24 protein-coding genes are annotated in these 26,468 nt (G+C 67.8%); 8 read left to right on the forward strand and 16 right to left on the reverse strand.

The genetic code is table 11. From position 1 onward, the window contains the following. On the forward strand, positions 1–736 hold a 736-nt coding region (locus tag GKO32_RS33675), incomplete at its 5' end, for an oxidoreductase (protein ID WP_154760964.1). A gap of 25 nt (positions 737–761) precedes the next feature. Continuing rightward, positions 762–1,796, forward strand: coding sequence for an alcohol dehydrogenase catalytic domain-containing protein (locus tag GKO32_RS33680; protein WP_154760965.1), 1,035 nt, complete (start codon positions 762–764; stop codon positions 1,794–1,796). Positions 1,797–1,799: 3 nt separating this feature from the next. Here the strand turns inward: GKO32_RS33680 and GKO32_RS33685 are convergent, their stop codons facing one another. From GKO32_RS33685 to GKO32_RS33705, 5 genes are all read right to left on the reverse strand, one after another. After that, positions 1,800–3,014 carry an acyl-CoA dehydrogenase family protein gene (locus GKO32_RS33685; RefSeq protein ID WP_154760966.1) on the reverse strand — a complete coding sequence of 405 codons (1,215 nt, stop codon included), beginning with the start codon at positions 3,012–3,014 and terminating at the stop codon, positions 1,800–1,802. A 74-nt stretch (positions 3,015–3,088) separates the two neighbouring features. Continuing rightward, complete coding sequence (locus tag GKO32_RS33690) at positions 3,089–4,411, reverse strand: PucR family transcriptional regulator (protein WP_154760967.1); 1,323 nt, start codon at positions 4,409–4,411, stop codon at positions 3,089–3,091. Positions 4,412–4,413: 2 nt separating this feature from the next. Then, positions 4,414–5,049, reverse strand: coding sequence for an FMN-dependent NADH-azoreductase (locus tag GKO32_RS33695; RefSeq protein ID WP_154760968.1), 636 nt, complete (start codon positions 5,047–5,049; stop codon positions 4,414–4,416). 114 nt (positions 5,050–5,163) lie between these two features. Next, positions 5,164–6,516 carry an amidohydrolase family protein gene (locus tag GKO32_RS33700; RefSeq protein ID WP_166459808.1) on the reverse strand — a complete coding sequence of 451 codons (1,353 nt, stop codon included), beginning with the start codon at positions 6,514–6,516 and terminating at the stop codon, positions 5,164–5,166. Then, entirely contained in the window at positions 6,516–8,147 is a 1,632-nt protein-coding gene (locus GKO32_RS33705) for a bifunctional 3-(3-hydroxy-phenyl)propionate/3-hydroxycinnamic acid hydroxylase (RefSeq protein WP_154760970.1), read from the reverse strand. Before GKO32_RS33705 ends, GKO32_RS33700 begins: the two co-directional genes overlap by 1 nt. A 129-nt stretch (positions 8,148–8,276) precedes the next feature. Between GKO32_RS33705 and GKO32_RS33710 the strand changes: the two genes are divergently transcribed. Next, entirely contained in the window at positions 8,277–8,951 is a 675-nt protein-coding gene (locus GKO32_RS33710) for a GntR family transcriptional regulator (RefSeq protein WP_154760971.1), read from the forward strand. Positions 8,952–8,960: 9 nt separating this feature from the next. On the opposite strand, the gene GKO32_RS33715 is transcribed toward GKO32_RS33710, so the two are convergent. The 8 genes from GKO32_RS33715 to GKO32_RS33750 form a co-directional block, all read right to left on the reverse strand. Next, positions 8,961–10,061 carry a DUF3592 domain-containing protein gene (locus tag GKO32_RS33715; protein WP_154760972.1) on the reverse strand — a complete coding sequence of 367 codons (1,101 nt, stop codon included), beginning with the start codon at positions 10,059–10,061 and terminating at the stop codon, positions 8,961–8,963. A gap of 116 nt (positions 10,062–10,177) precedes the next feature. Next, positions 10,178–11,899 carry an MFS transporter gene (locus GKO32_RS33720; RefSeq protein ID WP_154760973.1) on the reverse strand — a complete coding sequence of 574 codons (1,722 nt, stop codon included), beginning with the start codon at positions 11,897–11,899 and terminating at the stop codon, positions 10,178–10,180. Further along, the gene (locus GKO32_RS33725) at positions 11,781–12,671 is read right to left on the reverse strand and encodes an SDR family NAD(P)-dependent oxidoreductase (protein WP_154760974.1); all 891 of its coding nucleotides are present in this window, start codon (positions 12,669–12,671) and stop codon (positions 11,781–11,783) included. The genes GKO32_RS33720 and GKO32_RS33725 overlap by 119 nt, the downstream gene beginning before the upstream one ends. After that, complete coding sequence (locus tag GKO32_RS33730; RefSeq protein WP_246245134.1) at positions 12,671–13,474, reverse strand: 2-keto-4-pentenoate hydratase; 804 nt, start codon at positions 13,472–13,474, stop codon at positions 12,671–12,673. Before GKO32_RS33730 ends, GKO32_RS33725 begins: the two co-directional genes overlap by 1 nt. Before the next feature lie 23 nt (positions 13,475–13,497). Further along, positions 13,498–13,791 (reverse strand): Dabb family protein, encoded by a 294-nt coding sequence (locus tag GKO32_RS33735; protein WP_154760976.1) that lies wholly within the window; start codon positions 13,789–13,791, stop codon positions 13,498–13,500. Further along, positions 13,788–14,636: a sugar phosphate isomerase/epimerase family protein gene (locus GKO32_RS33740; protein ID WP_154760977.1), complete on the reverse strand. Its 849-nt coding sequence runs from the start codon at positions 14,634–14,636 to the stop codon at positions 13,788–13,790. Before GKO32_RS33740 ends, GKO32_RS33735 begins: the two co-directional genes overlap by 4 nt. Positions 14,637–14,640: 4 nt before the next feature. After that, entirely contained in the window at positions 14,641–16,392 is a 1,752-nt protein-coding gene (locus GKO32_RS33745) for a CocE/NonD family hydrolase (RefSeq protein WP_208024629.1), read from the reverse strand. A gap of 47 nt (positions 16,393–16,439) precedes the next feature. Beyond that, positions 16,440–17,402: a cyclase family protein gene (locus GKO32_RS33750; protein WP_154760978.1), complete on the reverse strand. Its 963-nt coding sequence runs from the start codon at positions 17,400–17,402 to the stop codon at positions 16,440–16,442. A 173-nt stretch (positions 17,403–17,575) separates the two neighbouring features. Here GKO32_RS33750 and GKO32_RS33755 point away from each other — a divergent pair, with 173 nt between their 5' ends. The 5 genes from GKO32_RS33755 to GKO32_RS33775 all read left to right on the forward strand — a co-directional run bounded on the left by GKO32_RS33755 (position 17,576) and on the right by GKO32_RS33775 (position 23,430). Next, the gene (locus tag GKO32_RS33755) at positions 17,576–19,336 is read left to right on the forward strand and encodes a helix-turn-helix domain-containing protein (protein WP_166459810.1); all 1,761 of its coding nucleotides are present in this window, start codon (positions 17,576–17,578) and stop codon (positions 19,334–19,336) included. A 216-nt stretch (positions 19,337–19,552) separates the two neighbouring features. Then, positions 19,553–20,749: a pyridoxal phosphate-dependent aminotransferase gene (locus tag GKO32_RS33760; RefSeq protein WP_154760980.1), complete on the forward strand. Its 1,197-nt coding sequence runs from the start codon at positions 19,553–19,555 to the stop codon at positions 20,747–20,749. Next, positions 20,746–21,495: an SDR family NAD(P)-dependent oxidoreductase gene (locus GKO32_RS33765; protein ID WP_154760981.1), complete on the forward strand. Its 750-nt coding sequence runs from the start codon at positions 20,746–20,748 to the stop codon at positions 21,493–21,495. The genes GKO32_RS33760 and GKO32_RS33765 overlap by 4 nt, the downstream gene beginning before the upstream one ends. After that, entirely contained in the window at positions 21,492–22,859 is a 1,368-nt protein-coding gene (locus GKO32_RS33770) for a UbiD family decarboxylase (protein ID WP_166459811.1), read from the forward strand. The genes GKO32_RS33765 and GKO32_RS33770 overlap by 4 nt, the downstream gene beginning before the upstream one ends. Beyond that, positions 22,852–23,430, forward strand: a complete 579-nt coding sequence (locus GKO32_RS33775) for a UbiX family flavin prenyltransferase (RefSeq protein WP_246245136.1) — start codon at positions 22,852–22,854, stop codon at positions 23,428–23,430. The genes GKO32_RS33770 and GKO32_RS33775 overlap by 8 nt, the downstream gene beginning before the upstream one ends. A 5-nt stretch (positions 23,431–23,435) precedes the next feature. On the opposite strand, the gene GKO32_RS33780 is transcribed toward GKO32_RS33775, so the two are convergent. The 3 genes from GKO32_RS33780 to GKO32_RS33790 are packed head-to-tail and all read right to left on the reverse strand — an operon-like array spanning position 23,436 to position 26,466. Further along, positions 23,436–24,437 (reverse strand): NmrA/HSCARG family protein, encoded by a 1,002-nt coding sequence (locus tag GKO32_RS33780; RefSeq protein WP_154760984.1) that lies wholly within the window; start codon positions 24,435–24,437, stop codon positions 23,436–23,438. Further along, positions 24,437–25,276: a polysaccharide deacetylase family protein gene (locus tag GKO32_RS33785; protein WP_312869021.1), complete on the reverse strand. Its 840-nt coding sequence runs from the start codon at positions 25,274–25,276 to the stop codon at positions 24,437–24,439. The genes GKO32_RS33780 and GKO32_RS33785 overlap by 1 nt, the downstream gene beginning before the upstream one ends. Next, a complete protein-coding gene (locus GKO32_RS33790) occupies positions 25,273–26,466 on the reverse strand; it encodes an aminotransferase class I/II-fold pyridoxal phosphate-dependent enzyme (RefSeq protein WP_154760985.1) in 1,194 nt (397 codons plus the stop codon). Before GKO32_RS33790 ends, GKO32_RS33785 begins: the two co-directional genes overlap by 4 nt. Between the last annotated feature and the right edge of the window lie 2 nt (positions 26,467–26,468).

The following is a 26,468-nucleotide window of genomic DNA, read 5'->3' on the forward strand; positions in this document are numbered from 1 at the left end:
CCACCGCGCGCCTTGGGACAACACCGGCACCCGGACCCCGACCCCCCCCGGCGAAGGCGGCTGGCAGCCACTGGCTCCCTCCCCGATCCCCTTCGCCGGGCTGGCCACCCCCACCGAGATGTCCACAAAGGACGGAACCAGGATTCTGGAGGACATCGAACGCGCCGCCCGCAACGCCCACCACGCGGGCTACGAAGCCATCGAACTCCATGGGGCCAACGGATATCTGCTCCATGAGTTCCTCTCCCCGCTGGCCAACCATCGCACCGATGAGTGGGGCGGCGACCTGCAGGGGCGGATGCGGTTTCCGGTCCAGATGGTCGAAGCCCTGCGCGCGGGCTGGCCGGACGGCAAACCGGTCCTCGTCCGCCTGCCCGCCACGGACCTCATCGACGGGGGCCTTACGGTGGACGACATGGTCGCCGTCGCGACCCGGATGGGCGCGGCCGGCGTCGACCTGATCGACCTCGTATCCGGGGCGCTGATCCCCGATGCCTCGCGCGCGGCCGAACCCTTGCACAACGCCCGATACGGCCCCCGCTTCCGCGAAGCGGGGGTTCACATAGCGGCCTCGGGCCTGGTATCCGAAGCGCACCACCTCGATGAAGCAATTCCCGATCTGGTGGACGCGATCCTCGTCGGGCGGGCCACCCTGCGCGACCCGTATTGGGCACTGCGCGCCCTCGACGCGGAACCTCGCGAGTCGTGGCCGAAGCAGTACCACCGCGCGTTCTGACACCTATCGAATCGTGAGGAGAACCATGAGGGCAGCGCGAATCACGGCGTTCGGCGGACCTGAGGTCCTGGAGATCGCGGAGGTCCCGGCTCCCGAGGCGGGTGCGGGCGAGGTACTGGTGCGAGTGCGCGCCGGCGGGCTGAACCGTGCCGACATCCTGGTCAGGGAGGGGCGGTTTCCCGAAGCGCCACCGCCTCCGATGATCCTCGGGGTCGAGGGCGCGGGCGAGATCGCCGCGCTGGGCGACGGCGTTTCCGGGTTCGCCGTGGGAGACCGGGTCGCGATCAATCCGATGAGGACCTGCGACGAGTGCGAACAATGCCGTCGTGGCCACGACAATGCGTGCGCCCGCCTGCAGTTCGTCGGGGAACATTTCGACGGAACCTATGCGGAGTACATCGTGGTGCCCGCTCGCAGCGTCATTCCGGCCCCCGCCGGGCTGAGCCACGAGCAGCTGGCCGCCGGCGTGCTGGCGTATATGACGGCCTGGCACATGCTCAAGACCCGCGGTCAGGTGCGACCCGGTGAGACGGTGCTCGTCGTCGGCGCGGGCAGCGGGGTCGCGAGTGCGGCGGTGCAGGTCGCGAAGGCGCTGGGCGCGACGGTGATCGCCACGACCGGTACCGAGCGCAAGGCGGAACAGGTCCGTGCGCTCGGCGCCGACGAAGTCATCAACTACCGCGCCGAACCGGATTTCCCTGAGACGGTGCGCAAACTGACCGGTGGGCTCGGGGCCGATCTCGTGCACGAAACGGTCGGGCGGGCGACCGTGCAGAAGTCCATTTTGTCGTTGCGCCACGGCGGCCGGCTGGTCGGCATGGGCTCGCATACCGGCAGGACGGCGGAGCTGGACCTGTCCAGCCTGTACCGGCGGGAAATCTCCGTCTTCGGTTGCCACGCCTCGAATCTCGCCGAAGTGGCGGAGTTCCTGCCCCTGCTGGCCGACGGCACACTCAGCCCGGTGATCGACTCGGTCTTCCCACTGGACGCCGTGGTCGAGGCCGAGGCCCGGCTCGACGCACCAGACCGCTTCGGCAAGGTGGTGCTCGCCATCGATTGACCTCTAGACGAGGTCGGATACCGTGCCGCGGATACCGAACAGCGACTTGCCGTAGATCTCGGCCGCCACCTCGGGGTTGAGGATGCCGTGCCGGCTGCCGGCTTCGATGTCGCGCCAGATGCGCTGCAGTGGGTTGGACTCGCCGAAGCTCGAAGCGCCCTGGGCCGAGCACACGAGGCGGACCGCCTCACGGGCGTGGATCGCCGCCATCCCGGCGTCCATCCGCATCCGGGCCCTGGCGTCGTAATCGGGGTACACCCCGGCCTGCGCGGCCTCGTCGAGGTCCGCGGCCGCCCGGTAGGCGTGCAGCTGGGCGGAGTCGGCGAGCGACGCCGCCTTCGCCGCGGCGAGCTGGATCGTGGGTGCCTCGGCCTGGGAGGTGTAGTTCGTGAAGGTCAAACCTCGCCGCGGGGCCTTCTCCGCCAAGATATCGATCGCGGCGGCGGCCAACCCGAGCTGCGGCCCGGTCAGCGCGAGCGCGGCGGCCGGCACGAACGGCGCCCGGTAGAGCACCTCGTCGGTGAAAGGCGTGGCGTAGCGGCCGTCGATGGCGTCGGGGACGGAAAGGAAGCGGTGCGCCGGCACGAACACGTCCTTGCCGACGAGCGTGTTGGACGCGGTCCCGCGCATGCCCGTCACGAACCAGGTGTCCTCGACGGTGAGCTCCGCCATCGGGGCGAGCACGATGCCGACCCCATCCGGGGTACCCTCGGCGTCCGGCCTGGTGACGCCGAGGACCGCCCAGTCGGCGTGGGCGCAGCCGGAAGCGGGGAGCCAGCTCCCGCTCACCCGGTACCCGCCGTCGACCACCTGGGCGGTGCCGGACGGGGTCACCACGCCGGCGACCCTGGCCTCGGGGTTGCCGGCCCAGACGTCGTCCTGGGCCTCGGCGGAGAAGAGACCGGCGAACCACCCACTGGCGTTGAGCAAGGTGGTCACCCACGCGCTGGAGCCGCAGGCACGACCGACCTCACGGCTGACCTCGAGCAGGGTGCGGAAGTCGGTCTGCAGACCGCCGTAACGGGCGGGCCGCGTCAGTGCGAGCAGGCCGGCCCCGGCCAGTGCGCTGATGTTCTCGTCGGGCACCCCGCGTTCGCGGTCGGTGCGCTCGGCGTTACCGGCCAGCAGCGGTCGCAACGCGGCGGCACGCTCGACGAGTCCGGCCCGCACTGTGCGCGCGGCGTCGGTGGTGCGGGGGGCGTCCATGATGATGCTCATCGTCACTCCGAGGGTTCGTACGGGGGCACTCGAAGTAAAGCCCGGCTCCGGATGCGATCGCTTGGTCTGCGGGCTCAGGATCCCGGGCTACCTTTGACCTCGAGCACCAGGTCGCCCAGTTCCTCGGCGAGCGCCAGTGCGTTGTAGAGCGCGAAGTGGCGCTCGTCCAGGTCGTGTCCCAGCACCTCCTGGGCCCGCTTCACGCGGTAGGTCACGGTCCCTCTGGCCACGTGCAAGCGCCGGGCGACCTCCACCAGGCTGCGCTCGGCGGCGAGGTAGTGGTACAGGGTGGTCCGCAGCGCCGCTATCGATGTGCTGCGTGCGGAAAGCCCACCGAGTTCCCGCCGCACGAATTCACCGGCCGCCTCGAGATTATTGACCAGCAACGCGATGACGGCGACGTCGGCGTAGGCGGTGACAGGCCGGGGAACCCGCCCGGCCTCCTGCCGCAGCAGCTCGAGTTTCTCCGCGCGCTCGGCTTCGCGGTGAGAGCGGCGGAAGCCCGCGATGCCGTCCACGGGGGTGCCGAAAGCCGCTCGGATCCGTTGCCGTGACAGCGCTTCCGAGATGGTTTCCCACGAACTCGCCGGGCCCGTGCCGGTGCCCCAAGCCCACACTCGTCCTGAGGCCACGGGGACGACCAGCGTCGTGGTGGCGCCACGGGCCTGGAGCGCCTCGATCGCCGCCGCCGGCAGCCGGGAACTGCTGTCCGGCGAATCCGACCACACCACCACCGCTTCGTGGGTTCGGCGCAGGTCGTAGCCGAGAGCGCGCGACGTCTGGCTGACGTCGGCCGTCGTCGCATCAGCCAGCAGGGAACGCACGATATCGGCCCGTGCCGCGGCGGCGCTGGTGCTCCACACCTCGTGCTCCGCGAGGTAGGTGCGGATCATGGTGTCGGAAAGGTCGTCGACGTAGGAGAACAGCTCGCGGGAGGCCGCCGTGACCTCCTCGACCGCCACCTCCGGGTCGACCAGTTCGGCACAGGCTCGCAAGACCGCCTCGGTCGTGGCGGCGTGCCCGATTCTGAGGCCCTGCAACACTTTTTCGAGCGGTACGGCCCGGTGCACGAACTCGCGGATGCCTTCCAGGGTCGCCTCGGCGGGGCGTGCCGCCGGGCCTTCCACCAGCGCGACCAGCGCTCCAAGGGTGGTCGCCTCATTGCCCCGGCGGAGCAGCTCGATGGCGGCCGGGTAACCGCCGAGGGCCGGCACGCCGTCGACGATTCGCCGTACGACAGCGGAACTCAGTTCGATCGCCCAGCGCACCGGGTCCGCACCGACGCGCGCGACGGCATCCTCGGCGAGCGAGCGGGGGCCTGCTGCTTGGTCGATCCCGACCTCGCTCTGCGGGCGTAGCCGCGCGATCCAGGCGCGCCGCCGACCGGTCCCGGCCATGCTCAGGCGGCGGCGAGCGCCTTGCCCGCGTCCCGGGCCGCCGCGAACGCCTGTGCCCGCATCGACGCGGCCAGGTCCGTGAAATTGTCGAAGTCCGGCAACACCCCGACGAGCGTGAACTCGCGCTCGATCACGGTCAGCTCGGCGCCCCACACGTCGGCAAGGATGCGGCGCATGAACGGCGTCGCGTGATCCCAGCCCTCGCGCGGCGTGCCGGGCCCGTACGCCCCGCCGCGGGCCGTCACCAGCACGGCCTTCTTGCCCTCGAGGAACCGCTGCCCGTGCGCACGCGGATCGGTCCAGACCAGGTCACCGTAGGTCTTGAAATGCTGCGAGACGCCGTAGTTGTACAGCGGCACGGTGAACAGGAGCGCGTCGGCGGCGAGCAGCTCGTCGACCAGGGTGGCGGCCAGCGCGGCGGCCTGCTTCTGCGCCGGGGTGCGTTCGGCATCGGGAAGGTCACGGGCGCTGACGGCGGTACCCCATGCGTCCGCGGGCAGGACATCGACACCGATATGGCGCCGCTGGACCGGGTCACCGGGGCGGGCCGCGAGCCACTCCTGCTCGACGATGTCACCGATCTCGCGGGTGGCGGAGCCCTCCGTCTGGATGCTGGCGTCAATGCGGAACAGAGTCATTGAGAGTCCTTTCTCACTTCAAGCTTTATGAACAGCAAGAGACCTGGCGGGCACTCGTCGGTCTGATCCTCCGGCTCCCCGCGGGCGATGCGGATGGGCGAGCTTGCCGGTGAGCTAGTCGAGGACCAGCTGGCCTTCGAACCGCAACTCCTCGACCGAGCTGCCCGCTTTCGCCAAGAGGCGGTCGCGGCTGTCTTCGCCCTGACGCACGAGTGCGGGCCAGTCGACGTCCACCAGCTCCCCCGCCCACTTACGCAGCCGGCCGTCGACCACGACCGTCTGCACGTCCCGGGCCGTCGCGTAGCTCACCGCCGCGCCGAGTTCGGACGCGATGGGGCGCAGGTGCTCGGTGCTCAGCAACACCAGATCCGCCTTCGCACCGGGCTTGAGCACACCGATACGACCGGCGAAATCGGCTGCCAGCGCACCGCCGGCTGTGGCGGCACGCAGCGCGTCGCGCACTCCCCATGGACGCGGCACATCCGCCTCACCCGCTTGCGTCGCCGCGAACGATGCGCCACGTTGCGCGCTCATCAGCTGACGCATTTCTTCGAAAAGGTGGGAGCCGTACTCGAACTCGTTGTCACTGCTGAGCGCCACCTGTACACCGGCTCGCTCGGCTTGGAGCACGGGAGCCGCGACACCGAGCCCGTAGTGGGGGTCCGAACGCGGCGCCACCGCGACCGCCGCGCCGGAGTCCGCGATCCGGGACCATTGTGTCCCGGACAACCCGGCACAGTGGTCGAGCGTGAACGACGGCCCGAGCAGGCCACTGTTGAGATAGGAGTCGAGATCCTCCACCCAGCCGCCGATCTCCGCGACCACACCCAGTCCGTGCTCGACCGCGAATTTCCAGCCCTCCACCGTGGGAAAGGCCTGCATCAGCCGGATCCGGGTCAGGTCGTCGTCATAAGCGGTGCGCAGCTGGAGCAGCAACGGAAGAAGGTGCTCGTCCGGCTGGCCCATGCCCACACCGGCCGCGAAAACGGTCCGGATACCGGCGGCGCGCAACGCCTCGATCGCAGCCTCCGCGTGCTGCGCCGAGCGGACGTTGTGGTTGTTGTCGACGATCGTGGTGACACCCTGATCGAGGGCTCGCGCGGCGGTGAGGGCCTGCCCGATGGCGACGTCCTCCGGAGTCATCAGCGGGGCCAGCTTCCCATGCGTCAGGCTCATGTAGGTCATGAAGTCGCTGTCGGGCGAAACCCCGCGCAGCGCCCCCTCCCACGCGTGCACATGTCCGTCGATCAGCCCGGGGATCGCGATCGCCCCGCCGGCGTCGATCACCAGCGCGTCGCCCGGCCGGCCGGCCCGCGGACCGAGGTCGCGAATGGTGTCGCCTTCGATGACGATGTCCCCGACGAAATCACCGATCCCGGCGTCCATGCTGATCACGTGGACGTTGCCGAGCACCACCGGCCGGCCGGTGGTCCACTGCTGCGGAACAGAGTTGTCCGAAAGATTCATCATTCCTCCGTGAATGGTGGGGTGTTCGTGCGCCAGCCCGCCGCGGCGAGGCTGCCGGCGAGCTCGTCGACCAGCGCGGGCAGGTCGTCGATTTTTTCCGCGGTGCCGAAGACGTAGTGGTCGGGCCGCGCGAGGTACGCCTTGCGGCCGTTGCCCCGGAACCACAGGTCGTAGTCGCCGTCGAGGTCGATGAGCGCGCCGTCCGCGGTGCCCCGCGTGACATGCACGAACCGCATCCCGAGCCGGTCGAGAAGACGGCGCTGCGCCGGGGTGAAGATCGCGCGGTCCACGCGGTGCCTGGAGACGATGCGCCACCCGCGTTCGACCACGTCGTCCAGTTTTCGCACCACACCGGCGTTGACCACCCGCGCTTGCAGCCCCGGCCGGCCATCGCCGCCGAGCGCTTCGATCGCGGCCGGTGCACCGGCGGGTGTCACGATGCCCGCACCGAGCCGCGGGAAGATCGCGGGCGGCGGCATCGTCCCCGCCCGGATCGCCTCGTCGCGGGCCGAGGCCGCGACCGGGTCCGTCATCGTCACCAACTGTCCGGTGGCGATCGAACGGCGGGTGAGATCGAGGACATGCGGCGCGCGCTCGGTCTGATACGTGTCGAGCAAGCTGCCGTCCGCCTGGCCTCGCAGCACGGCGGCGAGTTTCCAGCTCAGGTTCACCGCGTCCCGGATCCCGGAAAGCATGCCCTGGCCCATGAACGGGGGTTGCGTGTGCGCCGCGTCTCCGAGGAGGAGGACGCGGTCACGCCGCCACTGCTTCGCGACCGTGCTGCGGAAGTCGTAGACGGCGCGCCGGATGATGATCGCGTCCGCCGGGGTGACGCCCCATTCGGCGAGCAGGCCCCAGGCGAAGTCCTCCCGCTCCAGGGATTCGCGGCTCTCCCCTTCGAGCGCCGTGTACTCCCAGCGCGACCAGCGGGCTCCGTTCCAGCGACCGGCGAGCACGGGCCGCGCGGGGTCGAGCACCTGGGCCACCTCGGGCAGTGATTCGAGATCCCGATCGGGGTCGAGTTGCTCGATGTCGAGGACCAGATGCGGGTTCGGGAAAAGGCCCAGATCGTCGAGTTCGATCTCGAGCGCGCGGCGCACGAAGCTACCCGCGCCGTCGGCACCGAGCACATATCGGGTGCGGATCACGACCGGTTCCGCGTCCGGTTCCTCGCGATGTCGGGCGGTCACGGTGACGCCATCGGCGTCCTGGGCGAGGCCGGTCGCTTCGAGTCCCATCACCACGCGGGCACCGAATCCTCGTGCCGCGCCGTCGATGAGCGTCTCGATTTCGGGCTGGAAGGAGATGTAGTCGGGCTTCCAGCCGTGGCCGTCCTCACCGAGGTACCGGCTCGTAAGCGGCTTTCGTTGTGCGTCGACGAGCCGGAAATCCGCGATGGCGCGGGCGGCGATCTCGACCTGCTCACCGATGCCGAGACCCTGAAAAGTCCGCAGCGTCTCCCCGTCGAGGTGACCGGCGCGCGGCAAGCCGAACAGGCGCGGGTGCTTCTCGATCGCGAGGACGTCGAACCCCTGTTGGGCGAGCAGAGCCGCGGCGGTCATCCCCACCGGGCCGTAACCGATGACGAGGACATCGGCCTCGAACACCCGGGAACCTGCGTCATTGCTCATGTTGTTCCTCTCCACTGCGGACCATCACAGCGCGAATCTTTCGTTAAGTCAAGAGATTAACGAAAATCTGCGTATTGGCGATTGATACCAGAGTTGGGGTAGCTTGTGCCAGAAGATCGGGGAGGTGCGATGGCCGCGACCAAGTCGTCGGCGAGCCGGGCGCAGATGGTCCATGACAGCCTGCGCAGGGACATTCTCAGCGGCACGCTACAGCCGGGCAGCCCGCTGAGGCTGCAGGCTCTCGCCGCGAAGTACGAGGTCAGCATGTCCGTCGTCCGGGAGGCCCTGACCCGGCTCGTCGAGCACCATCTCGTGGCGCTGGAGACGAACCGTGGGTTCCGGGTGGTCGACGTATCGCGCGCCGACCTCCTCGAGATTTCCGAGCTGTTGAAGCTGCTGGCCGGGCGCGCCCTCGAAAAGTCGATCCGCCTCGGCGATCTGCAGTGGCAGGGACAGGTGGTCTCCGCCCATCACGTGCTCGAGCACACGCCTCGACTGGACGACGACGGCACCCCGACGGAGGAATGGGTGAGGGCGCACGCGGAGTTCCATGACGCGCTCGGCTCGGCGTGCGGCAGCCCCCGGCTGCTCGATTACCTGCGGACGCTCATGAGCAGTTCCGAGTTCTACCAGCGGTTGGCCGGTACCCCTGTCGCCGACATGGCCGAGGAGGTCATCGCGGAGGATCGCGAGCTCATGGAACTGGCGACCGCACGGAAGACGCGTGAAGCCGGCGCGTTGCTCGACAAGCACATCCAGCGGAGCATGGACTGGCTGCTGGAGCACCTGTTCGGCGAGGACTGAGCCCGCCGATTATCGGGCTGGGCCGCGATGTCCTCGCGCTCGGCGGCGGCGTGCGACCCGGCGAGCCGGCGACAGCGGGGCCGCCGCTCGCACAGGCACCGCATACGGCTTTTTGCCATTCTCACGGGAAAAGAGCACGACCATCGTCGACGCTTCGCCGCCGATCCAAGCCTTTCGTGGTTCTCCTGTGGCGAATCGCGCTGCCCGGTGGGTCGAAAGAACACCATCCAGCTGAAGCTCACCACCCCGGACATAGCGCGCGGATATCCGTCCTCCCGGGGCCACCAGTACCGATGCAGCATGCCAGCCGCTCTGCCGCACCGCCCGGTACCGCCGGGCCCAGCGCACCATGGCCATGGCCCCGAACGGAATTCCGGCCAGTCCCGCCAGCATCGGTTCCACGAACAGGGACAGCTGCACGTCGCCGGTGTTGTCGTCCAACGGGGTGCGAACGCGGCCGGGATCCTCGCGGTCATAGATCACGAGCACCTCCTGCCCCGGCACGAATTCGCGCTTCGTCTCCAGCCTGATGTCGGCCTTCCGCCACGTGGCACCCACCGGGTAGTCCACGGTGATCGTCCAGCTGCTCTTGGCCGGCTCCGCCACCGACACCACCGTGCCCGTGACCCGCGCCCCGGTTTGCAGCAGTTCCTCCCCCTCATGGGAACTCTGGATGCCGGCCATGATCCCGCCCACCAGCAGGCCGGCGAACACCACCATGACGCCTGTCGACCGCAACGCGAGCATTCCCAGGCGTGACACCTGCGCCGGCAGGTCGACGTCGCCATCGACCGTCTCGCCAGGACCAGCCGGCACCCAGGTCTGAGATGGGGTACCGGTCGCCCCCAGCCGTTCCTTGACCCGCTTGTTCCACTGCACGGCCTTGACAGCCGTGAAGACAGCCGGCAGCGCGAGCAGCACGAAAATCACCGTCAGGCCACCGATGACGTTCACCTCGACCGGTGACTCACCGAGCAAGCCGGAGATCCCCCCGCCGAGAACCACCCCGGACGCGATCAGCAAAACGAGAAAGATCCCGAAATAGTGATTCCGGGTGCGCCGATATCTTCGTACGTCCGCATCCCGGTCCAGACCGGCCCCCAGTTCCACATCACGAGATTACCTGAGCGGCCCGGCCTCGAGAGCGGAAAGAGTGGACCACGACGGCATTGATCTTGGCGCCGGTGCACGGCCTATGTCGTGCACCGGCGCCAAAGCGGGGTGGTTCAGCTGACGGCGTGCCGGTCCTCGAGTCTCCTCGGGACCACGGACAGTCCAAAGAGGACGAAGAACACCAGTGCGACGATCGCGACGCCGGCGTACAGCCAGCCGAAGACCGATGCGGTCGGCCACGTGCTCGCGCCCACGTTCAGGACGGCGAGGATCACGGCATTGACGATCCCGGCGGTCACCATCTGCCCGGCGGTCGCCACGCCGAACATGATGGATGTGTTGTCCTTGCGACCCGAGGCGGCCACCATCGACCAGCCGAGGTTGAAGCACATGACGGCGCCGACCGCGTAAAGGAACACCCAGAGGTAGACCGTCCACGCCTCAGCACGGAAAAGGCTCATCCCCAGGAACGCGACCACTGTCACCAGCCCACCGGTCACGATCGGCAGCCGCGGGCCCCCGCGCTTCAACAAGGCATTGCCCAGCGCCGCGGCGACGAACGAACCCGGCAGCATCATGATCAGCGGCAAGGCGGACTTGAGGAGGTCTGCACCGAGGCCGTACCCGGTCGCCACCGGCGCCTGCCGCATGACCGGCACGAGGATGTAGAGGGCGAAGGACACCACAATCATGGTGAACATGGCGACAAAACCGGACACCAGCTGCCGAACGTCCATGTTCCGGAAGTCCATCAGGGGTGCCGGCGCCCGGCGCTGCTGAAGCAGCCAGCCTGCGAACACGACCACGAACACGGCCAGCAGCGTGAGGATGTATGCCGACCCCCATCCCGCGGAGTTCCCCTCGCTGATCGCGAGCAGCAGCGCGCCCAGCCAGATCCCGAGCCCGATCGCGCCGGGCCAGTCCAGCTTCACCCTGGCGCGCGCCGATTCCGGCGTCTCGGGCGCCCACAGCGCGATGACGAGCATCGCGAGGTAAGCCGCGCCCGTGACCCAGAAGACGGCCTGCCAGCTCGTGCCGAGCCTGACCAGCACACCGCCGAGCAGCAGCGAAAGCGGCGTCAAGATCGAGATCGTCGTACCGAGCGACAACCCCGCCGAACGGATCTGGTCCGCACTCGCCCTGGCCCTCAGCAGCCCCCACCCCAGCGGGGTCGCCACCGCCAGCCCCATCAGGAACCGGCCGATCACCAGCATGAGAAAGCCGTTCGCCAACGCCCCGAGTGCGGCGCCGAGCAAACCCACGGCGAGCATCGGCAGCAGGACCTTGCGATGCCCGATGAGATCTCCGAGCCGGGACGTGACGCCGACTCCCATCGCACCCGCCAGCATGAAGACGGTCAGTGCCCAACTGGCCTGTGCGCTGCTGAGCGACAGGTCGGTGGTCATCGTCGCCACCATCGGAGACAGCGACACGCTCTGAATGTCGGTAGCGACGCCCGTGCTGAGCAGCAGCGCCAAAAGCAGCGGAACCCGGTCCGCTACCGCCCGCCGCGTGGAGACTGGGGTGACCACAGACCTGGACGATCCGACGTCGCTGTCGGGGACCATAGGAGTGTCCTTTCCTTCGCTGAGAACCAACGGACACGGGAATGAAATCGAGTCACGTGCGGAAATTGTTGCCCGCCGCACCCGGGAAAGCGATGTGTGAACACACAGAATGCGACCGCGATCGGTGTGGGCCGGGTGCCCAGGGCCCTCAAGCCGGGCGTACGCCGGTGGTCGGCCAGTGATCGACGACCGCCAGTTCGGCCATGATGGGCGCATAGGCGGCGACGTCCTCGGGCCGCTGTGGGCCGGCGGCTCCGGATGCCACATAACCGCCGTCGACGGCCAGGTTGTGGCCCGTGACGAACGACGCCTCCGGCGAGGCGAGAAAGACCATGGCGTCGGCGATATCTTCCGGCGCGGTCATTTCCGGGATGAGCAGAGCGCTCTCCACCACACGGCGTGGCTCACTGCCCTCCTGCCCGTAGAACGACAAGCCATTGGGAGTCGCGACACAGCCGGGAGAAATCGCGTTGACCCGGATCTTCCACGGTGCCAGCTCATTCGCGAGCGCCACCGTGAGCCGGAGGACACCCGCTTTCGCGACCGCATAAGCCGGGAGGAGCGGCAGGTTGCCGGCATAACCGGCGCCGATGGGCGCCGCGACGGCCGAGCCCATGAAGATGATGCTCCCGCCGCCCCGGGCACGCAGGTGAGGAATGGCGTGCTTCGACACGAGAAAAGGCACCGTGAGCGTGTTGTCGATGGTGAGCTGCCAGTCCGCCAGGCTCATGTCCTCGACCGGGCCGAGGCGTAGCTGCATCGCATTGTTGTCGACGATATCGACGCCGCCGAACTGTTCCGCAGCGAATTCGAGCAGCCGGTGCGCCTCCTTTTCGTCGAAAAGGTCCAGCGGATGCAGCGATTCCATCCGTCCACCCGCCGCCCGCACGATCTCCAACGTTTCCTGGGCCGCCTCGGCATCGATGTCGCAACCGACAACGGACGCGCCCTCCCGGACGAATCGCAGCGCGACCTGCCGGGCCATGCCCCGGCCCGTTCCGGTGATCACCGCGACCTTGCCCGCCAACCGACCAGCCATTACTCCTCCTCGAGCGGCTTGTGAACGTTTTCCTCCGTGGCGAATCTGGTCGTCACGGAGCCGAGATCGGCGAAATCCGCCGTCAAGGTGTCCCCGGCGGCCACCGCAACCGCGGCGGTGAGTGCCCCGGCCAGCACCAGATCACCCGCTCGCAATCCGACTCCGAACTCCCCGAGCTTGTTCGCGAGCCAGGCGACACAGCGGATCGGGTTGCCGAGCACGGCGGCACCGGCACCGGTCGCGACGACCGTCCCGTTGTGGCGCAACACCATTCCCGTCAGCCGGAGGTCGACGTCGGCGAGCGGAGTGAGGCGGGCGCCGCAGATCACCCTGGCCGCGGAAGCGTTGTCGGCGATCGTGTCCTGGATCGCGATCTTCCAGTCGGTGACGCGACTGTCGATCACCTCGATCGTCGGCAGCGCCCCGGCGACGGCCCGGAGTGCGTCGATCGCCGTGACTCCCGGCCCTTTCAGCTCCTCCGCCATCACGAAGCCGATCTCCGCCTCGGCGCGCGGATGGATGAGTTCAGCGGTCTGGACCTCGTCGCCCTCCTCAACGATCATCGAAGCGAACAGCGCCCCGAAATCGGGCTCGTCGACGCCGAGCTGACGCTGCATCGCCTCCGACGTGAGGCCGATCTTGCGCCCACGGATCGGGTCGCCGTCGTTCACCCGCGCGCGAACGTTGAGCTGCTGAATGCGATATGCGTCGGCGACGGTCAGCTCAGGAACGTCCGAGGTCAGGGGCTCAACCGGGGTGCGGTCGGCCTCGGCGATGCGCAAGCGCGCCGCGAGTTCGGCCAATCGTGATTCTTCCAAAGCCAGTCCTAACTTTCGACGCTGATCGTTTTCAGTTCGCCGAACAGCGGAATCGCCTGGCGTCGCAGGGCGACATGCCGCTCGTCGGCGAAAAAGGCGTCCCGCTCGGCGATTCCGCGGAAGGTGAGGATTGCCGCGTGGGTGAACGGATCGGAAAGCGCGGGGTCACCGCGGTTCTCGCTCACGGCGACCGTCTCCACCGAAGGGATGTCCGTGAACCGCGAGATGCCGTCGAGCACCGCCTTCACTTCGTCCGGCCCGGCACCGTCCTTGAACCAGAAAAGCAGCACGTGCTGGATCATTTCCCCGCCTTCGACCAAGCGGCCTCCACACCCCGCCGGCAACGCCTCAGCATCTCGTCGTTGTCGATCTTGGGGACCGAGTCATCGGCGGGCGGCTCGGACAACACCTCGAGGTCGTACCAGCCGGTGTATCCGGCCGACTCCAGTGCGCCGAACATCCGATCCAGCGGTATCACTCCCTCACCCGGGATCGCCCGATCGGTGGCATGAGGACGGTCCGGCCAATCCCCGAGCTGGACCACCGTGAACAGGTGCGCGTAGGACTTGATGTCCTCCAGCACGGTCGGCGAATCCCAGTGATGCCAGACGTCCCAGATGATGCCGACGCTCTCCAGGCCGATCTCGGCGACCAGATCGGCGGCCTCGGCGACCGTCGTGATGATCGACTCGTCCGCGAGGCGAATCGGCTCGATCCCGATCACCGCACCGATCTCGGCGGCCGCGACGCCCGCCCGCCGGTAACCGTCGACGACGATCTTTCGCTGCTCGGACTTGCTCAGCGAGTCGTCCGTGCCGGTGATGGTGACAAATTGCGCCGGGGCAAAGGGTTTGAAACGATGGATCGAGGCGACCAGCTGCTCGATCCGCTCCTGTGGGTCCGACGGGCCGGGAAAGAACGACGAGGGCAGGATGGTCGGCGCCGTCGGCGCGCAGACGGTTGCCTGCAGCCCGGACTGGCCGAACAGCTCGATCAGCTCCTCGTCACGGCCGTTGCCCAGCTTGTCCTCCCAGATCCCGATCCCGCGGATCCCGGCTCGCCGGCACGTCTCGAGGTCGTCCTCAAAGGACGAATCCGGCCACATGAACTCGTTGACGGAAAGCCGGCTCGCGATGGATGCCTGCATGTGCTTACCCTTTCTCCGGTATGACCGGCACCAGCAAAAACGAGTCGTGCCCGGGCCCGGAAAACACGGTGACCGTGTTGTCGAACAGCTCCGCCGGCCGGTCGCTGGGGTTGTCGTGCAAGAAGAATCCGGTGCCGCGCATTTCGACCCCGAGGTGCGACATCGCGCCCGGCAGGCCGTGCTCGAAGTCCCGGCCGAGGATGGTGAGTTTGAGCTCGTAGCCGGCCGGGATCACGATCGACGTCGGCCAGATCTCGATGTCCAGCGGGTACACCTGCCCAGGTTCCAGCATTTCCCGTTCACGGTGCGGGTGGTAGGGCGCCCAGGGCTCGCTCTGCTCGGCATCGAGCTTCCGATGTGAGGCCCGGAGCCAACCGAGTGAGATGGGCGCTTTCGGCTCGTTGGCCCCGTGGAAGAGCACTTCCTCGCCATCCGGATCAAACAACCGCAAGGCAAGGAAAATGTCGGCATCCTCGGTGTCGGAGGCGATCCAGAGCCGGCAGGCCACGGGGCCGGTCAGCTCCGTCTCCTCCTCGAACGGACCTGTGGACAGCGTCAATCCCTCGCCCAACGCCGCATACGACCGGGTTTGCTCCTCCCGCGGGGCTTCGGGCGAGAGCCGCCCGTCCGCGGGATGAAGGTGCAGTGACCGCCACTCGGTGCGCGCCAAGGGCCATTCGTGCTCGGCCCGTTCGACGAAGTGCTCACCCGGGTGACGGACCTGAAGCAGAACCGGCGGTTGGTGCTCCCAATCGCCCTCGCCGTCCTTCAGGAAGTAATCGAAGAACCGCTTTTGCAGCTGCCTTCCGTAATCGGTGTAAAAGAGCGTCCAATGCTCCCGTCCGTGCACTTCGAGCCATTTCTTGTCACTGGCCGAATGCGTGAACCCGCGGAGGGTGCCCCTGGTGTGCAGGCCCTGCCCGCCCCAGTTGGCCGCGGACAGAATGGGGATCGTGATCTTGGCCAGATCCGCGCTCCGGTCACGGTGGTACCGGTCGTCGAACTCGTGCTCGAGCACCTCTGCCGCGATGTCCCCGCGCCGGGCGGACAACTGGTCGTCCCCGAGGTCTTCGTCACCGCAGACCTGTTGACCCGTAAGGGGATTGACCGGTCCTCGCGAACCGAGCCCGTACTGGACGATGGTGGCCTGCTTGTGAAACCACTTCCCGGGGAAGGTACACAGAATCCCGCCGTGGCGGTGCGCCTCACGGTAGATATCGTTGAACCCCTCCCACGGACAGATCGCTTTGAGCGCCGGCGGCGCGAGTGCCGCGACCTGCCACTGATTCGACGCGTAGTACGAGATACCGGCGAGTCCGACGTTTCCGTTCGACCAGTCCTGCTCCGCGACCCACTCGATGCAGTCGTAGTAGTCCTTGGCCTCACGATCGGTGAAGCAGTCCATCCGCCCTTCGGATCGGCCGGCACCGCGAGAATCGATCCGGATGACCGTATACCCCTCGGGCACCCATTTTTCCGGGTCGACCACCTCCCAATTCTGGTAGGCGTTGGTCGATCCTTTCGGGACGTCCGGGTACTTGGCGCACATCTGCTCCCACAGCTTGTCGTACGGCGGATCCTGGAACGGCAGTCCCTTTCCGTAAACGCCCATACTCGCGATCGTCGGGAATCTCCCCTCGCCGACCGGACGGAAAACGTCGGCCCTCAGCAGCACGCCGTCATCCATCTCGATCGGCACGTCCCAGTCGATCCGCATGTTGTCGCGGACTTCGCTTTTCCAGCTACTTCTCGTCACCGTTGTCCCTTCGGTTCGACGTTGTCATGCGGCCCCTGCAGCGGTTGTCAGAAGATCGCCAGCGGGTGGACCGGCGAAGCCACCGCACCGGTGATCGGCAGGGGTGGCGCCACGAACAGGAACTCGTATCGGCCCTCCCCGGCGCATACCTGGGCCAGATTCTCCAGGTCGAAGATCTCGCCGAGGTGGATTCCGGCGTTGACCAGCAGGATCAGGTGCAGTGGCTGGAAAACTTCATCCGTGTCGTTCGGCTGGACCTCGGCTCCCCACGTATCGGTGCAGACCGCGGCGATTTCGTTCTCGTAGATCCAGTGAGCGCTGTCGACACCGAGGCCTGGCGCGTCGCCGGCCTCGTAGGTGCCCCAGGTGCCCTCCGCCCGGGCCTGGGCGATCTGCCCCGTCCGGATCAGGACGATATCTCCACTTCGGACCTCGACTCCCTGCTGCCGGGACGCGCCGGCCAGATCCTCGCTGGTGATCGCGTGGCCCGGCCGCATCCATTCGACGCCGAAGTAGCGGGGCATGTCCAGCAGCACCCCGCGGCCGGCGATCCCGTCGGCGACCTTCTCGATGCCGTTGCGGGCGGCGCCCTTGCTGGTGACGTATTCGACGCCGTGACCGCCGTACATCCGTCCCTTGTGGAAGATGTGGGCGAGCGCGTCCCAATGGGTGCCGCACTGCAGCGGCATGGTCACGCTGTCGTCGGTGAACCGCAGCTCGTCGAGGTGGTCCTGCGCGCCGAACGCGATATCCCCGCCATCCTGCAACATGGCGTGGATCGGGTTGTGCCGTCCGCCGAACCGGCCGGACTGCGGGCCGTTCTCGTCGAAGGGCAGCGCGCAGGACACGATCCTGCCGGTGCGTACCAGCGCGACGGCCCGGACCAGGATCTCGGGGGTGATGAAGTTGAGCGCGCCGCGCTCGTCATCCGCACCCCATGCGCCCCACCGGCGATAGCGCTGACAGAGCGCCTCCACATACCGGCGGTCCCGCTTCTCGATCGTGGTCATTTACCGGCCTTCCATGGATTTGCGCGGTCGATCTCGCGAGGAAAGCCTCGCACCCGAAGACCACCCGGTCCATGTGTGTGCACACATGGCTACGCCGGGAATTGTGTGTGCTCACCTGTCGCTCGGCGTGTCTCGCCGCTTATGCTGAAGAACGCGACCGCGGGAGCAAATCAATGACGATGATCGTTCCAGTACTGCGGACCTGGATGCGGGCAGTGTCCGAGATTTCGCGTTCGGTGAATGTGGGCGACCCGCTGGAAACCGTGCTGACCCGCATCGCGGATCTGGCCCGCGAACTCATCGGCTTCGATCTCTCGGCGGTGATGCTCGCCGACGAGGCGTCCAACCGGCTCGACGTCATCGGGTGGTCCGGGCTCAGTGACGACTACATCGAGCGGCTGCGTAACGACAGCTTCCTGCAGATCCGGCCGGCCGCGCCGGACACCGACTCCCCCGCCGCACGGGCCGTCCGCGACGGCGTGACGATCATGATCTCCGATGTCGCACGGGAATCCGAGACCTACGGGCGGCTCGGGCTGGCCCCGATGCAGGGCTATCGGAGCCTCGTCGCATCGCCGTTGCACGGAACCGACTGCCCTATCGGTGTCCTCGTCGGGTATTCGACCGCGCCGCGCAGCTACGGTGCCGCCGACGTCGAGCTGACGGAGCTTCTCGCCGAACAGACCGCAACGGCGATCCACACCGCGCGCTATCGGGCGCGCCGCGACTGGGCCGAGCAACAGCACCGCAGGCTCATGCAGCTCGTCCTGGCCGAAGCCGGGATGGACGGCTTGGTCGACGCCCTCGCCGAGATCCTCGCCGCATCGGTCACGGTGACCGACCTCGACGGCCGCATCCTGGCTTCCTCCGCGGCCGGCGATGCCCCGGCACTGCCGCAACGGCTGGCCGAGCACCGCCCGAAGACCGACCGCCACTCGGCGGATGTGACCGAGCATGTTTCGCTCGCCGGTACCGAAGGGTGGGTTACCCGGGTCATGATCGGCGGGGAAGTGGCCGCACGGCTGTGGGTCGTCGGCGACCAGGCCATCCCGGACACCACGCGGCTGCGGCTTGTCGAACAGTTCGCCCTCGTCACCGGGATCGAGCTGCTCACCGCCCGGCACGCACTGGAGATCGAGGAACGCCTGTCCGGCGACCTGCTTTCCGACGTGCTCCGCGGAGCGGCCCTTGCCCGGCCCCGAGTCTTGCTGGAACGAGGCAACGCCCTCGGGTTCAGCCTGGAAAACGCCCGGAACGTGGTGGTGGTGCGAGGCGAGCGCATCGGTGAGCAGCTTTCGACGGTGTCTCGCCGCGTCCAGCACGCCGTCCGGACCAAGATCCTCGCGTCGTCCAACGGCGACGACGTCGTCCTGCTGCTCCCGGAGATCCGCGATCTGGGGGCCGCACTGGACGGCGTCCGAAACCAGCTCGAGCAGACCACCGCATCGCCGGTCTCGATCGTCATCGCCCCGCCCGTGCACTGTCTCGAAGACATACCGCCCGCCTATCGGGCGGCGCAGGGGGCGGCGCAGCTGCGGGCGAATGCGGGTCTCGCCGGGTTGGCGGATCTGCGGGAGCTGTCCGTCCTCGGGCTCATGCTGATGGCCGATACCCCGCCCGCATACCTGCAACGGCTGGCCGACCAGCTCATCGCACCGCTGGCGGACCAGGACGCCCGCCGCGACTCCCAGCTCGTCACCACACTCCGCGCCTGGCTACGCGCCGGTTTCTCGACAGCGCAAGCCGCCGCCGCACTCACGGTCCATGTCAACACCGTCGGGCAGCGACTGGTCCGCATCGAGCACCTCGTACAGCGCGACCTCAAGATCGCCGACACCCGGCTCGATCTGCAGTTGGCACTGCACGTCCGGGACATCCTGCACATCGATCCCGCTCGCGGCGCGGAGCCAGGGTACCGGCACCAGGCGCGCTGAGAACCTTTTTCTCGTTTCCCTTTCACCCCGGCCCGATTTCCCTTTTCTTCTCACCTGTTCGGACGCAGAGATTTATTGTGTCAAAGCCACCCTTCTTGCCCTTGACGCGGTTGCCCCCGGTGCTGAACCATCACATCGTCGAACGATCAGATCGCCCGTCAATATCGGCGAGATCTTCCAGCACGTGAAACGTCACCACTGGAGTGTGATCGAGCAGTGTCACTGTCAATTCGCGATTCCTTCACCGGGCTGTCCAGCCGTACATCGCATTTCGTGCTGCCCAAGCAGTGGGCGTCGATGCGGCGCGCCGAACAACTGGAGCGAGAAACCGGACGGCGAATAATTCATCTGGAAAAAGGGGATTTCCAGGGCGAAGAGTTCCGGCCCGCCCCGCACATCATCGACGCCTGCGAGCGGGCACTGCGAGATGGCCACGTCCGCTACGTGCCCGGCCCCGGCCTGCCGGAGCTGCGTGACGCCATCGCCGAGGAGATGACCAACCGGGGGCGGCCCACCAAGCGGTCGGAAGTCCTGGTCACGATGGGCGCCAAGCACGCGCTCACCCAGAGTCTGCTGACCCTGGTCGACAGCGGTGACGAGGTCATCTTCCCCAATCCCGGCTACCCGCCGGACGAATTCTGGATCACCTACGCCGGCGGACAGGTGAAATACGCCCCGCTCGCCGAACCCGGTTTCCAGTTCGACCTCGAGGGCCTGCGCGAAAGCATCACGCCCAGGACGAAACTGCTCATCATCAACAGCCCCCAGCGGCCGAACGGCCTCGTCGTGACCGGACTGGAAAAGCTCGCGGAGCTGTGCCTGGAGAACGGAATCCGGGTGATCTCGGACGAGATCTTCAGTCATATGGTCTACAGCCCCGCCGCCCATCAGACGATTTCGGCCGTGGACGGGATGGCCGGACAGTCCATTGTGGTCGATACCTTCAGCAAGACCTACATCATGACCGGCTTCCGGATCGGCTGGTGTGTCGCCGACGAACGGCTGATCACGGCATTGGACGTGTTCCAGCAGAATTCGGTCACCAACGTCCCCGCGTTCGTCCAGCTGGCCGCGCTCGCCGCGCTGACCGGCCCCCAGGAACACCGGACGGGCATCCTGAACCGGTTGCGCGCCAAGCGGGACAGGACCGTCGCCGCACTCAACGCCCTGCCCGGGGTCAGCTGCCCGGTTCCGGACGGTTCGTTCTATGTGTTTCCCGATATCCGGGGCACCGGAATGTCGGCCCAGGAGTTCACCGACCATCTGATGGATCACCACTCGGTGGCGGTGGTGGCCGGCACGGCGTTCGGCGACCGGGGCGACGGGCATGTGCGCATCACCTACGCCGTACCCGACGACGTGCTGGAGGAGGGTCTGGACCGCATCCGCCGGGCCGTGGAGGACCGTCGATGACCTCTCACCCGGGTGGTGCTGAGGCGTTGCCCGGCAGCACGGTCGTCGTCACCGGTGCCGCCCAAGGGATCGGGGCCGAATACGTGCGGGCTTTCCGCGTGGCGGGGGCGAATGTCGTCGCGGTGGACCTGCCCGGCGCGCTCTGGGACGACGGGACGGGCGTCGCCGGTGACGTCACGTCGGAGGCGGACTGGGCGAGGATCGTGGAGCACTCGCTCAGCCGCTTCGGCCGGCTGGACGTGCTGGTCAACAATGCGGCTGTCTACGCGGAAATCGCCGGCAAACGCCCGCTGACCGATATCACCATCGAGGAATGGGACCACGTCCTCGCGGTGAACGCGCGCGGGACGTGGCAGGGGATCAAGGCGGTGGCACCGGTCATGACGGAAGCCGGGGGTGGTGCGATCGTGAACATCTCCTCGGTCGTGGCCCGCACCGGTGCACCCGGCTTTCTCCACTACGTCGCGTCGAAGGCCGCGGTCGAGGGCATCACCAAGGCCGCGGCACGAGAACTCGGCCCGCGGGGAATCCGGGTCAACGCGGTTGCCCCCGGCCTGGTCGACAACGAGTCGACCCGGGTGCTCAACTCGCCCGGCTACCTCACTTCCGCCGCGCAGAGCCGTTCGCTGGCCCGCCCGATGACGCCCGGCGACCTCGTCGGCACGGTCACCTGGCTGGCATCGCCGGTGGCGCGGTTCGTCACCGGGCAGACCGTGATCGTCGACGGCGGGCAGGTGTTCGGGTGAATCTCCGCGCGTGGCTGGATGACCTGCGCCGGCACGGTCAGCTCGGCGAAGTCCGTTCCCGGATCACTCCGGACCAGGATGTGGCCGCCGTCCTCGAACACGCCGACGGGAGTTCGGCCGTGTTGTTCACCGATGTCGAGGGCAGCGAATTCCCGCTGGCCGGAAATCTGGTGCCGGGCCGCGATGCGCTGGCACGCGCGGCGGGTTGCGCACCGGCGGAGCTGGCCGGACGGTACGCGCAGGCGCTGCGCGAACCACGTCCCTGCACCGTGATCGACGCCGCGCAGGCGCCCGTTTTCCGGCACCGGCTGCACGGCGACGTATTGTCCCGGCTTCCGCTCACGGTGCAGCACGAGCACGACGCGGGCTACTACCTGACCGCCGGCCTCGTGCTTGTGCGTGATCCGGTGAGTGGGAAAACGAACCTGTCGATCAACCGGATGCAGGTGGTCGGTGACCGCCGGCTCGGTGTGCTGGTACTTCCTGGGCGGCTTCGCCGGATTCTCGGCGAGGCGGAGAGCCGGGGGCAGGATCTCGACCTCGCGATCGTGGTCGGCGTGGACCCGCTGCTGGGTTTGGCCAGCCAGGCGCCGGCGGACCGCGAAATCGATGATCTCGAAGTGGCCAGTGCGCTGCGGGCCACGCCGCTGCCGGTCGCGCCATGTCCTGGCTCGGGGCTGCTCGTGCCCGCCGAGGCCGAATTCGTGCTGGAGGCCCGGTTCCGGGCGAACCAGCGGGTGCAGGAGGGACCGTTCGGCGAATTCCCGCGGACCTACGGGCCGGCGGGCTCGGCGCCACTGGTGGAAGTGCTCTCCTGCCGGCACCGACCGGATGCGGTGTTCCAGACCATTCTTTCCGGCGGCAGGGAACATTTCCTCCTCGGCGGGATTCCCCGGGAAGCGACGCTGCTCAGGACGCTCCGCGAGGCACACTTCGACGTCACCTCGGTTCGGCTGACCGAAGCGGGTTCGTGCCGGCTGCACGCCATCGTGGCGTTGCGCGCGCCCGGCCCCGGAGTGGGGGTCAACGCCCTGCTGATCACGTTGGGGGCGCTGACCACCGTGAAACACGCGATCGTCGTGGACGACGACGTGGACATATTCGACGACGAACAGGTCGGCTGGGCGATGGCCACCCGGGTGCAAGCCGATCGCGACGTCGTGATCATTCCCGGCGCGCGGGGAAGCAGCCTTGATCCCTCTTCCGCGGGAACGACTGCGAAAATGGGGATCAACGCCACCGCGCCCGCCACCGACCGGGACCGGCACGCACGGATGAGGACGGCTCCGAAGGACCCCGGAAAGCTCGATCGCTATCTCGTGGAGCTGAGTCGCCGCGACGCGACCGGAGATGGCGTTGACTGAGCCGAGCCGCCTCGTCGTCGCCATCACCGGAGCTTCCGGGGCACAGTACGGAATCCATGCGCTCACCGCGTTGCGTGCGTTCCCCGATGTGGAGACGCACCTGGTCATGACCCGCTCGGCACGAGCCGTCATCACCGCCGAGACCGGCCTGTCCCCAGCCGACGTGGCCGACCTCGCCGATGTCCGGTACTCCGACAACGACCTGGGTGCCACCATCGCCAGCGGGTCCTTCCGCACCGACGGGATGCTGGTGGCACCGTGCAGCATCAAGACGTTGTCCGGTATCGCGAACTGCTACGACGATTCGCTGGTCATCCGAGCCGCGGACGTGATGCTCAAAGAGCGCAGACGGCTCGTGTTGCTGGTGCGCGAAACTCCGTTACGGGCCAGGCATCTCGAACTGATGTCCGCGCTGACGCGGGAAGGCGCGGTGATCATGCCACCGGTACCCGCCTTCTATCCGCGGCCGGAGTCGGTCGAGGACATCGTGGCGCACACGGTCGGGCGCGCACTGGACCTCTTCGGGATCGAGACCGGGATCCCCCGCTGGACCGGCCGCCCCGACGGGTGACGCACTCAGCTTCGTCCCGTTACCTGGACCGGGCGTTTCTGCACCTCGAGTGTGTCTCCCTGCCAGCCGGTCCGGCGCGTCCAGTTCTCGAACGATTCGAGCCCGGGATGAATGGTCCGGAGCGCGGCGATATCACGGGCTTTCGTGAACACGTCGTATTCCTGGAAGAACTCGAACATCGCGGCCATGTCGTGTCCGATATCGGGCATCGCGGCACGGAGGTCGTCGAGCGGGACGGGCCGGTAGACGCTGGGGATCCCGGTCGCGCGCTCGAACGCCGCCGCGATCTCCTGACCGGTGAGACTCTCCGAAACGACTCGCAAAGTGCCGCCCTGCCAGCGCTCCCACTGGTCCAGCAGATGCGACGCGAACCACCCGATGTCGTCGAGGCCGATGAGCGGATACTTGCCGTCCCCGAGGGGAATCGCGAACACGACACCGTCGCGCCCATCCGGCAGTTGTTCGCGCAGCGGTGCCAGCCGGTACTGGAAGTTCTCGAAATAGGGAGCGGTGACCAAAACGGCAACGTTTTTCGAATACCATCCGTCCGTGCGCTTCGCCATCATTTCCTCGGAGCGCCGCAGGCCGATGTAGGACTCGACGGCCGCCTTGCCGTCGTAGTGGGGCACGGTAATTTTCCCGTCCGTGAGCGTGGCCGCATAGTCGAGAGAGGACCACACGAACTTGCCGACCCCGGCTTGTTCGGCCGCATGGAGCAACCGGACGCCCTGTTCGTACTCTGCACGGGGCGAGAGCGTGGAAAAGAAGTCGGTGTTGCAGAACACTTCGTCCACGTCCTTCATCGCCGCCGCAAGGGAAGACTGGTCGTCGATGTCGCCTTGCTGAAGGGTGACGCGCCCGGCCCCCGAACTCCGCAGGGCTTGCGCCCGCGCCGAGGACGGATCGCGGGTCAGTACCGTGACGGCCTTGTCCGTGGTCGCGACGAGGTTCCGGACGACGGCGGAACCCATCGCGCCGGTTCCGCCGATCACGAGAACGCTGGTCATCAAACTCTCCTTGTGGTGTCGGATTCTTCTGTGCGGAGTGTCCACTGTGCTATCTCGGCGTGGGTGGCGATCCAGACGTCGTCTCCCTGCGCCACCACGTGGTCGAGGACACGTTCGAAAACGGCGGCAAGCAACGGGCGCCCGCTGACATGAGCGTGCACGGTGAGGTTCAGGATCTCTTGCCTGCCAGTGGAAAGCAGATAGTCCAGCGTGGCGCACTGCACGTCTCCGATCGCCGCCGGTGCGGCGCGCACGTCGCTGATATCGCTGTGCATGATCGCCACCAGCGGACCGTGCGGCGTCCGGATCAGCCTGGGCAGTTCGGCATCGTTGTGGTCGCCCGACCACAGGTAGCCCGACCGTGCCAGCAGTTCCGCGGTCCGCGGGGAAGCGGTCGCCCGCGGGCTGAGCCAGCCGGTGGGCCGCACCCCGGACACCTCGGCGAACGCGGCGGTGCACCGTTCGATGACCTCGAGTTCCGCCTCGGGCGCCAGCATCGGCATCATGACGTCCTGGCTCACCGAATGGGCCGCGATCTCGTGCCCGGCCGCGACGATCGCCCGCACGGATTCGGGGTTCTGCTCCGCGGCGAGCGCGCTGGTGGGAAAGGTCGCCTTGAGCCGGCGTGACTCCAGGATGTCGAGCAGGCGCCACACCCCGGCGGTTGCCCCGTAGCGCGACCAGGAAATGCTGTGCAGGTCCGCCACGTCACCCCCGAGCGGCCACGACGTTGCCATCGGCGCGTAGACCGGCCAGTGGTCCGGCGACCAGTATTCGTAGGCGACGGTGATCATCACCGCGAGCGAACTTCCGTTCGGCCAGGCCGTCGGCGGGGTCACCGGCCGGCTCCCGCCGGCCTGCGCCAGCCTGCCAGCGCTTCGACCACTTCGGCGATGTCCTGCGGGGAGTGGTTTACCGACACCTGCAGGCGCAGCCGTGCCTCACCGCGAGGGACGACCGGGTGCGAAAGGGCGGTCGCGAACACCTGGTGCCGGCGCAGGTGACGGGCCGCGTCGTGGGCCGCGACATCGTCGCCGATGAGGACCGGAACGATCGGATGCTCGCCCGGCACGGTGGGCAGCCCCAGCCGGGTGATCCCCTCGCGAAGGCCTCCGATACGCGCACGAAGATCGGCGAGCGGCCGGGGATCGTCGGCCAGAATGTCCAATGCTGCCAACGCTCCCGCGACCACCGGGGTGGGCGGATTGTTCGAGAATATGAACGGTCGCGCGGTGGCCCGCATCGTGGTGACAAGGTCCGGAGTGGTCGCCACGAAGCCACCGGATGCGCCACCGAGCGCCTTCCCCAGTGTTCCCGTGATGATGTCGATCTGCCCCAGCGCACCCTGGGCCTCTGCCGTGCCACGACCGGTCTCGCCAAGGACCCCGATTCCGTGGGAATCGTCCACCACCAGCAGCGCGTCGTGAGCACTGGTCAACTCGACGAGCCGGGACAGCGGCGCCTGGTCGCCTTCCATGCTGAATACGCCGTCGGTGACGACGATCTTGAGCGCATCCGCGGGTGCTCGCCCGAGAGCGTCCACCAGGACCGCGTGATCATCGTGGTCGTAGCGCGTGAGCTCGGAGACGGCTTTGCGCTGCGCGGATATGCCGTCGATGATGCTCGCGTGGTTGAGCCGGTCGGAGAACACCGCGAGCGTCCGGCCCGCCTGCCGGGCGAGCGTCGCCAGCACCTCGAAGACGGCGGCGTTGGCCGTCCAGCAGGACCCGTACAGCACACTGTCTCCGGTGCCCACCCAGCGCGCCAGCCGATGCTCCAGCGTGCGATGCGGGGCGGTGCTCCCGGACAGTACCCGGGTGGCGGCCATGCCGAGACCCCACTCACCGATGGCCGCGATGGCCGCGCCGGTGACACGGGGATCGCGCGCGAACCCGAGATAGTCGCAGGAGGCCATGTTGATGAGTTCCGCCGAGTCGAGGCGAACCCGGCCCCGCCCGGCCGATTCGACGACCAGGGGCGGCCCGGTCGGTGCGCGCGCGATGTGATCGGAAATAACGCTGGGAATCATGG

This window comes from Amycolatopsis pithecellobii (genome assembly GCF_009707865.1).
Classification (GTDB): Bacteria; Actinomycetota; Actinomycetes; order Mycobacteriales; family Pseudonocardiaceae; genus Amycolatopsis_E; species Amycolatopsis_E pithecellobii.